Source organism: Vibrio pomeroyi, assembly GCA_041879425.1.
Lineage (GTDB): Bacteria > Pseudomonadota > Gammaproteobacteria > Enterobacterales > Vibrionaceae > Vibrio > Vibrio pomeroyi_A.
On sequence record CP090855.1, the window covers coordinates 758,122 to 773,718 of the forward strand.

At 46.5% G+C, this 15,597-nt stretch carries 11 protein-coding genes; 6 read left to right on the forward strand and 5 right to left on the reverse strand.

The genetic code is table 11. The features are described 5' to 3' along the window. Positions 1 to 233 precede the first annotated feature (233 nt). On the reverse strand, positions 234 to 2,045 hold the full coding sequence (gene xsc, locus L0992_19350) for a sulfoacetaldehyde acetyltransferase (protein ID XGB70171.1): 1,812 nt from the start codon (positions 2,043 to 2,045) through the stop codon (positions 234 to 236). Positions 2,046 to 2,310: 265 nt separating this feature from the next. Between xsc and L0992_19355 the strand changes: the two genes are divergently transcribed. Both L0992_19355 and L0992_19360 read left to right on the forward strand, forming a co-directional pair. Next, positions 2,311 to 3,291 carry an AAA family ATPase gene (locus L0992_19355; GenBank protein ID XGB70172.1) on the forward strand — a complete coding sequence of 327 codons (981 nt, stop codon included), beginning with the start codon at positions 2,311 to 2,313 and terminating at the stop codon, positions 3,289 to 3,291. A 3-nt stretch (positions 3,292 to 3,294) separates the two neighbouring features. Further along, positions 3,295 to 5,013: a cobalamin biosynthesis protein CobT gene (locus L0992_19360; protein XGB70173.1), complete on the forward strand. Its 1,719-nt coding sequence runs from the start codon at positions 3,295 to 3,297 to the stop codon at positions 5,011 to 5,013. A gap of 102 nt (positions 5,014 to 5,115) precedes the next feature. On the opposite strand, the gene L0992_19365 is transcribed toward L0992_19360, so the two are convergent. After that, positions 5,116 to 5,883, reverse strand: coding sequence for a sulfite exporter TauE/SafE family protein (locus tag L0992_19365; protein ID XGB70174.1), 768 nt, complete (start codon positions 5,881 to 5,883; stop codon positions 5,116 to 5,118). Positions 5,884 to 5,940: 57 nt separating this feature from the next. Continuing rightward, the gene (pta, locus tag L0992_19370) at positions 5,941 to 7,041 is read right to left on the reverse strand and encodes a phosphate acetyltransferase (GenBank protein XGB70175.1); all 1,101 of its coding nucleotides are present in this window, start codon (positions 7,039 to 7,041) and stop codon (positions 5,941 to 5,943) included. Between the two features lie 154 nt (positions 7,042 to 7,195). Between pta and L0992_19375 the strand changes: the two genes are divergently transcribed. After that, complete coding sequence (locus L0992_19375; protein ID XGB70176.1) at positions 7,196 to 7,984, forward strand: IclR family transcriptional regulator; 789 nt, start codon at positions 7,196 to 7,198, stop codon at positions 7,982 to 7,984. Positions 7,985 to 8,078: 94 nt separating this feature from the next. Continuing rightward, a complete protein-coding gene (locus L0992_19380) occupies positions 8,079 to 9,506 on the forward strand; it encodes an NAD-dependent succinate-semialdehyde dehydrogenase (GenBank protein XGB70177.1) in 1,428 nt (475 codons plus the stop codon). 274 nt (positions 9,507 to 9,780) lie between these two features. Here the strand turns inward: L0992_19380 and L0992_19385 are convergent, their stop codons facing one another. Together L0992_19385 and L0992_19390 are read right to left on the reverse strand one after the other, a co-directional pair. Then, positions 9,781 to 11,967, reverse strand: coding sequence for a malate synthase G (locus tag L0992_19385; GenBank protein ID XGB70178.1), 2,187 nt, complete (start codon positions 11,965 to 11,967; stop codon positions 9,781 to 9,783). Between the two features lie 117 nt (positions 11,968 to 12,084). Further along, a complete protein-coding gene (locus L0992_19390; GenBank protein ID XGB70179.1) occupies positions 12,085 to 13,038 on the reverse strand; it encodes a LysR family transcriptional regulator in 954 nt (317 codons plus the stop codon). 130 nt (positions 13,039 to 13,168) lie between these two features. Here L0992_19390 and L0992_19395 point away from each other — a divergent pair, with 130 nt between their 5' ends. Both L0992_19395 and L0992_19400 read left to right on the forward strand, forming a co-directional pair. Continuing rightward, on the forward strand, positions 13,169 to 14,767 hold the full coding sequence (locus tag L0992_19395) for an isocitrate lyase (GenBank protein XGB70180.1): 1,599 nt from the start codon (positions 13,169 to 13,171) through the stop codon (positions 14,765 to 14,767). Between the two features lie 221 nt (positions 14,768 to 14,988). Beyond that, entirely contained in the window at positions 14,989 to 15,579 is a 591-nt protein-coding gene (locus tag L0992_19400) for a hypothetical protein (protein XGB70181.1), read from the forward strand. The last annotated feature ends 18 nt before the right edge of the window (positions 15,580 to 15,597 follow it).

Consider the following 15,597-nt stretch of genomic DNA (forward strand, 5'->3'; position numbering starts at 1 on the left):
CATTAGGGCTCTAATATTTAGAGCGAAATAATAGAAATATATGACCCAATACTTAGATATCTGCACTATTAAGAATCTTTAAAAACAACTCGGTCGTTGACCCGTTCTGTTTCATCATCCAATTTAAAATTAGTGGCTAGTGTTAGAGCTTAATTTGTTTGCCCAACCACATTCTCGATAACTCTTTATCTAGCATTTACGAGACTGCTTTGGCCGGGCAAACTTCCTATGACTTATACGTAGTCTTTGTACTTATCTAGGAAACGAACCGGCGTTGATAGTGCATCTCGGCGGAACGGGTCGCCCAATTCCTGAGTACACATGATTTCAATGATGGTTGTTTTGCCTTCGTTCATTTGCATGTCGATGGCTTTTTGCAGAGTTGGACCTACATCTTCTAGCTTATCAACCGTGATACCTTCAGCGCCCATTGCTCGTGCGATTTCCGCAAAGCTTTGGTTGTCCAGTTCACCAGCAACGAAGCGTCGGTTGTAGAAGTCGACTTGGTTCTTCTTCTCTGCTCCCCATTGACGGTTGTGGAATACCACGGCTGTCACTGGAATATTATGACGAACACATGTCATGGTCTCCATCAAGCTCATGCCCCACGCCCCGTCACCTGCATAAGAGATAGCAGGACGATGAGGTGCTGCCGCTTTCGCACCAATAATGGTTGGGAACGCGTAGCCACAGTTACCGAAACTCATTGCCGCAAAGAAGCTGCGTGGTTTTTCAAAGCGTAAGTAGCTGTTTGCAACCGAGTTGATGTTACCGATATCCGTTGAGACCATTACGTCTTCTGGCATCGCTTTTTCTAGTTCACGCAATACTTGGCGTGGGTGTAGATATTCACCACCAGAGAACGGAGTCTCATGCGAATTTTCTTCAATCATATCCAAGCTGAACGAGTCACGTTCGTGCGTCCACTCATCAAGCTCTTTTTCCCACAACGCTTTTTCTGTTGCCACTGTGTCTTGGCGAGCACCTTTATTGTCATCACACAACAGTGCACGACCTTCCAGTCTTTCAGCTAATGCCACAGCCGCTGCTTTTGCGTCGCCACAAATACCCACAGAGATCTTCTTAACAAGGCCAAGCATCTTGTTGTCTGCATCAATCTGAATGATTTTCGCGTCTTTCGGCCAGTAATCCATGCCATGTTGAGGCAAGGTACCGAATGGACCAAGACGTGTACCCAAAGCGATTACTACATCCGCTTGAGCCATCAACTTCATTGCTGCTTTCGAACCTTGGTAGCCTAAAGGACCACACCATAATGGGTGGCTAGCAGGGAAAGAGTCATTGTGTAGGTAACTGTTTACTACGGGGGCGCCTAGTCGTTCTGCCAGTGCCGCACACTCTTGAACTGCATCAGCCATTACTACGCCGCCACCAGAAATGATGACTGGGAATTTCGCTTCAGCAATCAGGTCTGCCGCTTCATTCAGAGACTTCTCACCACCCGGGCCACGGTCTAAACGCGCTGGTTTAGGGATCTCGGTTTGAGTTTCGCCGTAGAAATAGTCACGTGGAATATTCAGTTGAGTCGGACCCATTTCGCTCATTGCGCGGTCAAAGCATCGGCCCGTGTATTCCGCCATACGGTCTGGGTGCGTTACGTGTCCTTGATACTTAGTAAACTCTTGGAACATTGGAAGCTGGTTACACTCTTGGAAACCACCTAAGCCCATTGTTTTAGTACCAGTCTCCGGCGTCACAATCACGACCGGGCTGTGTGCCCAGAATGCCGCTGCAATAGCGGTTACACAGTTACTGATACCCGGGCCATTCTGCCCGATAACCACGCCATGGCGACCAGATACACGAGAGTAACCATCTGCCATGTGAGCAGCACCTTGCTCGTGTACCACTGGGACCAATCGAATGCCAGCAGGAGCAAAGATATCCATTGCGTCCATAAATGCTGACCCCATGATGCCGAACATGTCGGTAACATCATTAGCAACCATAGTTTCAACGAACGCTTCTGATGGTGTCATTGTTACTGTGCCGGAAACAACCGTACGTTTTTCTTGCTCACTCATTCTTCCATTCTCCTTGAGTTAACCAAAATTTCATTTTTCGGAATGAATTGTCTCTTTTTTCGAATTCATTTTCACCTTAGTAGTAGATTTTTTTCGCGTCAACTTTTTATATTAAATTGGAACAATTCATTCTAATTAATAAAACTGGATCACATTATTGATAGTTTTTCGTACAAAAAGTGCCGTTAACTTAGAGTGAGCTGCTAATAATCGATGACATATCGCCCATCGCGGCAGTCATAGAAGCTATTAAGAGGGAATAAAAATGAATGATGCGGAATTGATACCAACGCAACCAGTAAGTGTGAGAGAGTGTTTTGGCATCGACAGCAACCTAACCGTATTGGCGTTTGAACATGCGGGAGAGTATGTACCCAAGGTCGATCCTAACTACTGTTTTGATCCTGAAGTAACCTTAGCGATATTGGCGGGTTTCACCTCGAATCGCCGCACGTTGATACAAGGTACACACGGAACGGGCAAGTCTTCTCACATTGAACAAATCGCCGCGAGATTGAACTGGCCGTGTTTGAGGATCAACCTAGACGGGCACTTAAGCCGCTTGGATTTCATAGGAAAGGACAGCATCGTTATTAAAGATGGAATGCAGGTGACAGAGTTTAAAGAAGGCATTCTTCCGCAAAGCATCCAGCAGCCCATCGCTCTGGTATTAGACGAATACGATGCAGGACGACCTGATGTGATGTTTGTGATTCAACAACTCTTGGAGCAAGACGGCAAATACACCTCTTTAGAGCAAAACCGAGTGATCACGCCTCACCCCTCTTTCCGCCTATTTGCTACCTGTAACACACTTGGTTTGGGTAATTTCTCGGGTTTGTATTCCGGTACTCAGGTGCTTAACCATAGCCAACTTGACCGATGGAACATCATCGCCACGCTTAACTATTTAGATCCGCAACATGAAACCAAGATCGTGTTATCCAAGCGCCCAGAACTGAACAATGAAAGTGGTCAGCAGTTAGTTGAGAAAATGATCGCAACCGCTGGTTTAACGCGAAATGGTTTTAGAGCGGGCGATCTGTCGACGGTAATGTCTCCGAGAACCGTGATTACATGGGCTGAAAACATCCGAATATTCGATAACGTAGCCACGGCATTTAGGCTTTCATTCCTAAACCGTTGTGAAGATGAAGAGAAAGAGTTGGTAAGCGAATATTACTTCCGCTGCTTTGGTGAGGCCCTAGAAACGCCTACTCAGAGTTATGCGCAGTCGGAGTCGTAAACCATGGCCAATGTTTCTTCTCAGCAGAAAAAGATCCTCGACCTTGGTGTGTCTGTCGCTAGAGCGATCAGTGGTGAATTGAACCTGAATTATCGGGGAGAGCGTCTCTATAACGGTAATAGCCCTTGCTATTATCAGTCTGCACACACCAACGATCTCACCTTTGTGTCTCGCCATGAACTAACAAATAGCAAGCTCTCAATGCAAGGCAAGATCGATTCATCGGCACTGAGACTCTTGTTGTCAGATACTGATCTTCACTATTCATTACGACCGAAAAACGAAGTCGAACGCCTGTTGTATGATTTCTGCGAACAGGTACGAATTGAGTCACAAGTTCCGTCTTACCTAAAAGGCGTGACTAAGAGCATTCAGTTCAACTTTGCGTATTGGAGCGACCAATATCATCAGAATGGCTTTACTGAATCACGAATCGGTATGTTGCTGTTCACACTAATGCAGGTCATCCATACCCGTTTAACCAATGTCCCAGTTTCAGAGCCGATTGCTGAAACCATTGAATCAACTCGTGCGGGCATCGTGCCTATTTTTGGAAGCAGCCTAAAGCGTTTGAAGGAGCATCGAGGAGACCAACTACAGTTTGCTCACTGCGCCAATGAACTCGCCTCTTTAGCACAAGAGCTCATCAACCAAGAACAAGAGAGTAACAACTCGCCGACACCTACCGTTGAAGAAGACATCAAGATTCTCGCGCAACTGGCACTTATCGTTGATGGTAACATTCAAGATGAAGATATCGATGCCGACATCACAGGCAGTAGCAAGGTGTTCGAGCTGTCGGGCGCCAATTATCAGGTCTTTAATTCCGAATTTGACCAAGTGGTCTCCGCAGATAAGCTCGTCAGGCGCACCCTGTTACTCGAACTGAGGCAAAAACTCACCGATGACATTATGGCGAGACAAGTGAACACTCGCCGCTTAGCCGCTATGCTCACCAGCTTTGTTGCCACACCCCAAAGGAACCGACGTCAGGATCATTTAGAAGAAGGCATTGTTAACGCCACCACTATCACCAAGCTCATCACTTCACCGCTAGATCGTGCTGTCTTTTATCAGCCAGAGATTGGCGCATCTCATCAATGTGCCATCACTTTTTTGATGGATTGCTCAGGTTCAATGCAAAAACACAGTCACAAGCTCAGCCTGTTGATGGATACGATTCTTAAGTCCGTTGGACTCGCCAACGTCCCTTTTGAGATTATCGGCTTCACCACCAACAACTGGAACGGTGGCAAGGTCTATCGACAGTGGCTTAAGCAAGGTCAACCGAAACACCCAGGCCGTTTAAACGAAGTTCGACACATTGTGTTTAAGGATTTTGATACCCATTGGAGACGGTCTCGCCTTGGCATTGCAAGCCTTCGCAAAGCAGACATCTTTAAAGAAGGGATTGATGGCGAAGCTGTTCAGTTCGCTAGCCAGCGATTGCAGCAACATAGCGCACCGCGAAAGGTGTTGATTGTATTCTCAGACGGCTGCCCGATGGATACCGCCACCAGCACAGCCAATGATCAGTTCTATTTGGATAACCATCTTAAACAAGTCATTGAACATCAGTCGACCAAAAACGGTATCGAAATTCATGGTGTGGGGATGGGTGTCGATTTAAGCCCGTACTACCGCAGTAACATCACTTTAGATGTGCAGGAGAGCTGTTTGTTTGGGTTATCTAGGAACATCTTCGAGATGCTAAAGCGTTAAGTTTTTTTATACGAGCACTCAATGAGCAGTTACGTTTCGGGGAGCTGTGGAGTATCGGCTAGCAAACCGCTAGCCTTTTACCGGAAGGTTCTTAAGAGATAACTAGGAAATAGCGAGCAACGACCATGCAGAGACAGCCATCAAATACCCACCAATCAACATCAACACAATAAACACCAGTTTTCTCAGTTGATCATTGGACAACGGCGGTGGGAAACGCCGAGCAAACATAGTAACAAGCGCCACCAAAGGGACAGCAATAGCGGATAACCACAGTATTCTCGCTTCCATGTCGCCGGCAGCGTAGACATTGACAGTACGGGACATCGACGTACAAGCGAACACCATCAGCAGTGTGCTTCGCACCAGATCGAGCGTAAAAGGTTGTCGATAGAGATGGTAAACAATCGGTGGGCCTGCCATACCGAATACCCCACCCGCGAGCCCAGAACTAAAACCAGATAACAAGAAAGATACCGTTGCCGAACGGTCCTTTCTGGTTTTAGGTTTGAACATAAAGCTCAAACCTGCGAATAACACCATCGCACCCAATAATCCTCGGAGAATATTCGTGGCCGAATCGCTCAACTCGTCTAGCAAGAACACCCCCATCGATACGCCGGGGATAATACCGATGACTAACACCACCAGAATCTTGAGTTCACCAAGCAGTGGCTTACCCATCAACGCGACCAAGCAATTGAACAAGGTCACAATACTGACCACAGCGGCTATAACGGGTAAGGAAACCAAATTAAGGCTGACCGTTAAACCAATCACGATGATACCGAGGCCAAAACCCGTGACCGTTTGGAAGTAGGTACCCACCGCAATGGTGGCAAGAATAGCGAGTAAAACAGGTAACTCCATTAGCAATCCTAATTAGGTGTTTTTACTTAGTGTGAGTGCGAGCTTTAAGTGTGAGCCTTAGTATCTAAACTCAAATTCTAATTCTTCTCTTTCTTCAGCTTTTTGATCTTCTGAAGATTTTTGAGCATCAGCTTCAGTATCCGTCATTGCATTTACCGTTTTACACTGTTGTGCTTGCACGGCAGTCACCGCGATTACATTGAAGATATCTTCGGCGCTGCACCCTCTGGATAAGTCATTGGCAGGTTGATTCAGCCCTTGCAACAACGGACCAATTGCGACCGCGCCACCTAGCCTTTCAGCAAGTTTGTAACCGATATTGCCAGCCTCTAAGTTGGGAAATATCAGAACGTTAGATTCGCCCTTCACCTCGGAATCGGGCAATTTTTTCGCCGCAATTTCAGTCACAATCGCCGCGTCGAGTTGAACGTCCTGATCAACCGCAATTCCCGGGCAACGCTGTTTCACTAACTGGGCGGCATTACGTACCTTATCGACTGATTCGTGTTTAGCACTACCGTTGGTAGAAAACGACAACATTGCCACCTTAGGTTCTTCCATAAGCAGCGTTTGAGCACTGTTTGATGCCGCAACCGCAATGGAGGCCAGTTCAGTTTCATTGGGATTAATCACCAAGCCACAATCACTGAAAATCATGCCGCCTTTAAGATTATGGAAAGGCTCGCACAACATCATCAGAAAGAAGCTCGATACCAATTCACTGTCTGGTGCTGGGCCGATGATCTGCAGCGCAGCTCGCACCACATCTGAAGTGGTATAAACCGCACCGTTTACTGTGCCATCGACCAGCCCTTCTCTCACCATCAAGTTGGCAAACATCAGTGGGTCTTTAACCTTCTCCAATGCATCTTCATAAGTCATGCCTTTGGCTTTTCTTAACTCATACAGACGCTCAGCCAACACGGCTTTAAGTGCTGATGTTTGTGGTGAAACAATATGAATGCCCGCGAGGTTAATATGATGCAGCTGCGCGGCTTCGATAATCGCCTTTTCATCGCCCACCAGCGTGATATAAGCAAGCTGTTTATCTATCGCTAATCGTGCCGCTTTGAGTACACGAGGGTCTTCAGCTTCACTCAACACCACACGCTTACGATCTAGGTGCGCCTTATCAATAATCCGTTCAATTGCTTTCATTTTAAAATTCCATTTATTGAGATTAATTGTTCCATAATTTATATTTATATTATTGAAATAATAAAAAAGGTCAAATTTTATTCAGATAATTGAAGAATATTGATTTGGTATGTACACTCTTACACATAGACATATCGCAAGGATGAATCACTTTATGCAAACAGAAACACCACAAGTTCAAGGAGATACGCCCACTCTCCGACTTTTTGCACTATTAGAGGTGATAGCGCAAAAAGACGAGTTTATTTCCCTTCAAGGGCTCGTCGAAGAAACCGGATTACCGAAACCTACTCTGCACCGTATGCTGCAACAATTAGAATCCGCAGGCATCATTCAAAGAGACGGTGATGAAAAGCATTACAGCTCTGGCATTCGACTCAGAAAGCTTGCTGAAAACCTTCTGTTCAACAGCACCATGCACAGTGCTAGACGCACGATTCTCGAAAACCTTCGAGCGGAAGTCGGCGAAAGCTGCAACCTAACCGCACTATCGAGCGGTGAGATCATCTACCTTGACCGTGCAGAGACCGAAGCGCCACTTCGCTTCCACCTGCAACCCGGCTCTCGTGTTCCTGTTCACTGCTCTGCGACAGGTAAACTGTTTTTGGCTCACATGTCGAAATCACAGCGCAGAAGACTGATCGAAAACGTGCCACTGACTCAGTACACAGTCAAAACCATCACCGACTACTCAGTGTTAGAGCAAGACATCGAAGAAGCGAAGATCCAAGGCTTTGCGATTGATGACGAAGAGTTTCTGCCGGGTTTGGTGTGTATTGCGGTGCTTATTCCATCGCCTACGGGCCAATCTAATCTCGGCTTAGCAATTCAAGCACCTGTGATTCGAGTAAAGCCGGACGAGGCGATCAAGTTCCTACCTGCTCTACAAAAAGCTGCTAAAGCACTGGCGAAGATAGAAGCAGACAACTGGACGCAAGAATAACCTTGGCAGGCTCAAGCGAATCATCAGCACTGCCATAGACATCAACTCAATAACGGCACCAACACGTGTTAAGTAATCATCGAGAAGGAATCACATGCTAGAAATTAATAACCAGCGCTTACTCTCTTTTATGGTGACAGAAGCGAATAACGCGGTTGCCGTGACCAATCCAGCAACGGGTGAGCTTATTGGACATGCGCCTATCTCATCTGAGGCAGAATTGGACAGTGCTATCGAGCGAGCTCATATTGCGCAAAAAGAGTGGGCGAAAATTCCGGCTAAATCTCGCGCTGCGATACTAAAAGCTTGGCATCAACTGCTCATTGAAAACAAGGACGACCTTGCTCACTTAATGACGATTGAACAAGGCAAGCCATTGGCAGAAGCTGCAGGCGAAGTAGTTTATAGTGCAAGCTTTATTGAATGGTTCGCCGAAGAAGCCAAGCGCACTTATGGTGACTCGATTCCAAGTACCGCTGGGGATAAGCGTTTAGTGACAATCAAGCAGCCGATTGGCGTAGCATGTGCCATCACACCGTGGAATTTCCCGATTGCGATGATCACTCGTAAGGCTGCACCTGCTCTAGCGGCTGGGTGTAGTTTTATTGTGAAGCCCTCTGACGAAACGCCACTTTCTGCTTTTGCTGTTGTTGAGCTGGCTTACCAAGCGGGTGTTCCTAAAGATCTGCTTCAAGTGGTATTGGGTGACAGCCCAGAACAAATTGGCGAGCTATTCACATCACACCCATTAATCAAGAAGATCTCTTTTACAGGCTCTACCCGTGTTGGCAGTATCTTGATGGCTCAAGCGGCAAAAGGCATCAAACGTACCTCGATGGAGCTTGGCGGTAATGCTCCGTTTATCGTGTTTGACGATGCCGACATCGATGCTGCAGTTCAAGGCGCAATGGCTTCGAAATTCCGTAATGCAGGCCAAACCTGTGTTTGTGCTAACCGATTCTATATTCACAGCAAGGTGCACGACGAGTTTGTGGCTAAATTCGACCAAGCGGTGCAGCAACTTAAAATTGGCAACGGCTTAGACGCGGACGTCAACATTGGCCCTGTGATCAGCGAAAGAGCGAAGCAGAACATCCAAGGTTTGATTGACCGCGCCATTGAACAAGGTGCACAGCCTGTCACTCCAACTCAAGAGCTTGCGGGATTGTTCATTCAGCCTGTCATTCTTAAAGACGTGAAGCACGATATGGACATCGTTCAACAAGAGATCTTTGGCCCTGTCGCTCCGATTATGAAGTTCGACAGCGATGAAGCGCTGATCGAAATGGCGAACGACACCATTTATGGTTTAGCGTCTTACTTCTACAGCCAGAATATCCACCGTGTATGGAAGGTAGCAGAAGCACTTGAGTACGGTATGGTTGGTATTAACGACGGCATGATCTCAACTGAGGTTGCACCTTTCGGTGGGGTGAAACAGTCAGGTATTGGCCGTGAAGGCGCTAAAGAAGGCATCGACGAGTACATGGATATTAAGTATCTATGTTTCGGTGGCAACTAAGCTTCGATGGGAACTAAAGTTTTGGTGAAAATTAGGTTTGGTGAGAGATAATATAACTGCTTTTAATCTCTGATCCCGCATCCAATCTCAGATCCCGCATCTAACTAAAAACTAAAAAAAAGCCGCGCTATAATGCGCGGCACCTTGGGCTCGGTTAAAGGGGGTTTCTTTTTTAGTATTTTTCTTTCTCTATTTTTATTATTAGATCACTTTGCTATTTCAGTGATTTAGGCTTTTTGTGCTTTCGCTTATCTGCGATTTAGCACTTTCCGACTCAAACACTCTGCGCTTTCAACTTTAGACGCATCGCATGTAGCACAGGTTCGGTATAACCACTCGGCTGAGCACAGCCTTCAAATACCAACTGACACGCTGCTGAAAACGCAATGCTGTTTTCGAAATCAGGCGCCATATTTTGGTAGCTTGGATCCCCAGCATTTTGCTCATCAACCACTGCTGCCATACGCTTCATGGTTTTCATTACTTGGGCTTCCTCGCAAATGCCGTGACGTAACCAGTTAGCGATATGTTGGCTTGAAATACGCAGCGTTGCTCGGTCTTCCATTAGTCCTACATCGTTAATATCAGGCACCTTCGAACAACCTACGCCTTGGTCTATCCAACGCACTACATAACCAAGAATACCTTGCGTATTGTTGTCCAGTTCGTTTTGGATATCTTGAGCAGTCAGCTTTTGGTTACCTAGCAGCGGGATAGTAAGAATATCGTCAACATTGGCTCTTACACGCTCACGAAGCTCTTTCTGACGGCTAGGAACACTCACCTTGTGATAGTGCAAGGCATGCAGGGTCGCCGCTGTTGGAGAAGGAACCCAAGCAGTATTTGCACCGGCTTGTGGGTGTCCAATTTTCGCGTCCATCATCTTGGCCATGTTATCTGGCTCTGGCCACATACCTTTACCAATCTGGGCTTTACCTTGCAGGCCACAAGCTAAGCCAAGATCAACGTTTTGATCTTCGTATGCGCCAATCCATGTCATGGTTTTCAGCTGTGTTTTAGGAGCAAAAGGACCCGCTTCCATACTGGTGTGGATCTCATCACCCGTTCGGTCTAGGAAACCTGTGTTGATGAATACGACACGGTCTTTGGCTGCGCGAATACACTCTTTCAAGTTCACAGAGGTACGACGTTCTTCGTCCATAATGCCGACTTTGATGGTGAAGCGGTCTAAACCTAGTGCATCCTCAATGCGACCAAACAACTCATTAGTGAAAGCCACTTCTTCCGGGCCATGCATCTTAGGTTTAACAATATTGATGCTATTCGCGGTCGAGTTTTGGTAAGGGCTATTCCCCTTTAAATCGTGCATTGCGATAAGCGATGTCACCATGCCATCCATGATACCTTCAGGCACTTCATTACCTTCGGCATCAATAATCGCAGGGTTAGTCATTAGGTGGCCCACGTTGCGTATGAACAACATGCTGCGGCCTTTAAGTGAGATTTCACCACCCGTCACACTGGTGTATTGACGATCAGGATTCAGGTTACGAACAATGGTTTTGCCGTTTTTCTCTAGCGACTCTTGCAGGTCGCCCTTCATTAAGCCTAACCAGTTTCGGTAAGCCAATGCTTTGTCTTCACCGTCAACCGCAGCGACAGAATCTTCGCAATCCATAATCGTAGTCAGTGCCGATTCCACCAGTACATCTTTAATACCCGCAACATCGACGCTGCCAATTGGCGCGCTCGGGTCGATTTGAATTTCGATATGGAGGTTATTGTGTTTAAGCAGGATACAAGAAGGCGCGCTTGCGTCTCCTTGATAGCCAATAAACTGGTTGCGATCAATGAGAGTGACTTCTTCGCCATTATCTAACGTCGCTGTCAGCGTGTTGCCAATGCTCACATTGCTGATGCTGTATTTGGTGACGTCTTTATGAGAAACACCATTCAGCGGCGCAGCGTCATCAAGGAACCCGCGAGCATAGCTCACTACTTTAGCGCCACGAACAGGGTTAAAGCTTCCACCTTTCTCGGCACCGTCGCTTTCGCTGATCACATCAGTGCCGTAGAGCGCATCGTATAAGCTGCCCCAGCGCGCGTTTGCTGCGTTAAGTGCAAATCGCGCGTTCATAATAGGCACCACAAGCTGCGGCCCAGCTTGTGTTGCAATTTCAGGCTCTACGCTTGCGGTGGTAACTTGGAAGTCTTCGCCCTCAGGTACAAGGTAGCCAATCTGCTGTAGGAACTGTTTATACTCTGCTGCATCCAGTGTTTGACCAGCACGCTCTTGGTGCCACACATCGATTTGATGTTGAAGATCTTCACGCTTGATAAGCAAAGCACGGTTCTTTGGTGCCAAATCTTTAAGGATGGCTGCGAAAGATTGCCAAAAGTCCTCTGCGACAATGCCTGTTCCAGGAATGACCTGCTCATTAATTAATTGGTAGAGGGTGCTATCAATGCTCAAGCTTCCCTGTTGAATACGACTGCTCATAAAATCTCTCTCAAATTAACCGCTGACTACTAAATAAATTTACGTAACTGACGAAAATTTAGCTAATTTATGCCGTTTATATTGGATATTCACAAAAGAAATACCTCAAAAACTGTGTTATCCCGTCACACCACTTTCGATTTCATTGGCGACACTTTTGATCAAGCGACGCATCCACTGGTGGTCTGGATTGGTTTGTAATAATGGGCTCCACGCCATCTTCACCTCAAAAGGTTCAATCGCAAATGGGGCTGGTTTAATTAACAAATTGGGGTTGTTGCGCTGCAATTGCGCGGCTTTGGTTGGAATAGTAAGGATAAGGTTTTTCTGCTGAGCGAAGAGAATCGCAGACAGGTAATGTCGGGTAAACACCGTGATGTTGCGGGTTTTACCAATGCGCATTAACGCTTCATCTATCCAACCGAGCTTTTGCGCTTCACTTGGGTTGATCCCGACTCCGGTTCCCATCCCCGTCTTACTTACCCAAATATGTTGCGCCTTTAAATAAGACAAAATATCAAAGTTATCGGCTATTGGATTATCACAGCTAAATAGGCAAGAAAACCCGTCGTGCCAAAGACTCATCTGGTGAAAGGACTGTGGAATGTCATCAAAACGGTTGATGATAATGTCCACTGTGCCTTGTTCTACATCCTGATAGCTCACATCACTTGGCGTCATTATATCCAGTCGGATTTTCGGCGCTATCTCGCTCAGTTTTTTCAATAGCGGTTGAATAATGGTCGACTCAGCATAGTCACTCGCCATGATACGAAACACGCGTTCACTGTCTTCTGCATTAAACTCTGTGGTCGGCTGGAGTGTCTTTTCTACATTCGCCAAAATGTTACGAATCAACGGCTGCAACTTTTGCGCGCGCTCGGTTGGCACCATCCCTTCACTGGTTCTCACCAATAGTGGATCTTCAAACAGATCGCGTAGTCGGCGCAGTCCATTACTCATGGCTGGTTGAGTTATTCCTAATTGATTTGCCGCTCGTGTAACGTTTCTTTCACGTAGCAACATGTCTAAATACACAAGCAAATTAAGGTCTATACGAGCAATATTCATAAGAAAAATACCGAATATAATAACTATAAATTAACAAAATTATCACATGCGTGGTTATTCTTTGTCCATAGCAAAGTTTTAATCCAAGCCAATTTGGCAACCATACCCCACGTGAAACTAAGGAATAGTTATGTCGCAAATTACACAAGATATCGAAATGATAGAAGTTGCAAAAAGCGCTGCAGGTGCTCCATGGGATGCAATCAATGCTGAATCTGCTGCTCGTATGCGAGCTCAAAACAAATTCAAAACAGGCTTAGATATCGCGCAATACACGGCAGATATCATGCGTGCGGATATGGAGGCTTACGATAAAGACAGCTCTCAATACACTCAGTCTTTAGGTTGCTGGCATGGTTTTATCGGTCAACAAAAGCTGATTTCTATTAAGAAGCACTTTGATGGCAAGACAGATCGCCGCTACCTATACCTATCAGGTTGGATGGTTGCTGCACTTCGTTCAGACTTTGGTCCACTTCCAGACCAATCAATGCATGAGAAAACATCGGTTGCAGGCCTAGTAGAAGAACTATACACATTCCTGCGCCAAGCTGATGCACGTGAACTGGGTGGTTTATTCCGTGAGCTAGACGCTGCACGTGAAGCGGGCGACGTTAACCAACAAGACCTTATCCAAGACAAAATCGACAATCACGTAACACACGTGGTGCCAATCATCGCGGATATCGATGCAGGTTTCGGTAACGCAGAAGCGACTTACCTAATGGCTAAACAGATGATTGAAGCGGGCGCATGTTGTCTACAAATTGAAAACCAAGTTGCCGATGAGAAGCAATGTGGTCACCAAGACGGCAAAGTAACGGTTCCACACGCTGACTTCCACGCAAAACTTCGTGCACTTCGTTACGCTTTCCTTGAACTAGGCATCGACAACGGCGTTATTGTTGCTCGTACCGATTCTCAGGGTGCTGGTCTAACAAAAGAAATCGCAGTAGTGAAAGAGCCGGGCGACCAAGGTGATATCTACAACTCATACCTAGATGTTGAAGAGATCGATGTTGCAGATATGGCAGAAGGCGACGTTTGCTTTAACCGTGACGGCAAGCTAGTTCGACCTAAGCGTCTACCTTCAGGCTTATACCAATTCCGCCAAGGTACTGGTGAAGACCGTTGTGTATTCGACTGTATTGAAGCAATCAACGCAGGTGCTGACCTACTTTGGATTGAGACTGAAAAGCCACACATCGGTCAAATCAAAGAGATGATGGACGGCGTTCGTGAAGTTCACCCTAACGCGAAACTGGTTTACAACAACTCTCCATCATTCAACTGGACGCTAAACTTCCGTCAGCAAGCTTACGATGCATTGGTTGCTGAAGGTAAAGACGTATCAGCTTACGACCGTGCAAACCTAATGAGCGCGGAATACGACGAGACTGAACTGTCTGCAAGTGCTGACGAGAAGATTCGTACATTCCAAGCGGACGCATCTCGTGAAGCGGGTATCTTCCACCACTTGATTACGCTACCGACTTACCACACTGCAGCGCTGTCTACCGACAACCTTGCGAAAGAGTACTTCGGCGACCAAGGCATGTTGGGTTACGTTGCAAATGTTCAACGTAAAGAGATCCGCCAAGGCATCGCATGTGTTAAACACCAAAACATGTCTGGTTCAGACATCGGTGATGACCACAAAGAGTACTTCGCTGGTGAGAATGCACTGAAAGCAGCGGGCGAAGCGAATACGTCTAACCAATTTGATTAATCTTGATTAATCGCTAGAACTAAAGCCTCCCCCGCCCTTTTCTCTTACTTCGGTAAGATCCGGGGGAAGGCTTTGAGATAAAGCTTGTACTGCCGGCTTTATCTCAAAGTCTAAGAATTGTGTTCTACACCACGGTCAGCTAAGCAACATCTGTTTAAGCTAACTGTGTTCATGTTGTTGAGATTCCTGTTTGTTGATATTTCTTTTGATTGAGAGTGCCTATGACTTCAATACCTAAACACCTACAAGATGCAAAAACGCTGCTATCAGAAAATGGTTTCGCAACGGGTGATACTTGGTATCACGGCACGTCTTCAGCCTTGCTTGCTTCAATTAAAGGACAAGGACTGAAACGTTCTGGAGACAAAGCACTCAATGAGGCCGCTTCAAAAACCATGGCAACGATTGGCAATAACTACACCGAGTCGGTTGAGCCTGTGTTCCTGACTCAGAGTAAAGAGCTGGCGTATTACTGGGCGCAACAAACCGTTCGTGAGCGTGGTGTTCGTTTCGAAGGGGAAGAACGACCTATCGTGTTAGCGGTAAACCTGTCTGAGAAGCAGCGTGCCAAAGTAAGACCGGACGTGGGTGCGATGAGCCTGTTAATGATGAGTGTGGGCGAGCAATTCATGGCTCACATGGCTAAGGTTTATCAAGAGAACAACATCGCAGGCCCTGACATTGAACTTCGCACTGCTGATCGTATGGATTACTTGAACAAGCTGGGAATGGCTTACATTGATGAAGACATCAGCCGAGCTTGTGTACAAGAACTGTCTGAGCCAAATCTTTCTGAACCAGTCCTTTCTTAAGCATCTATTTATTAACCA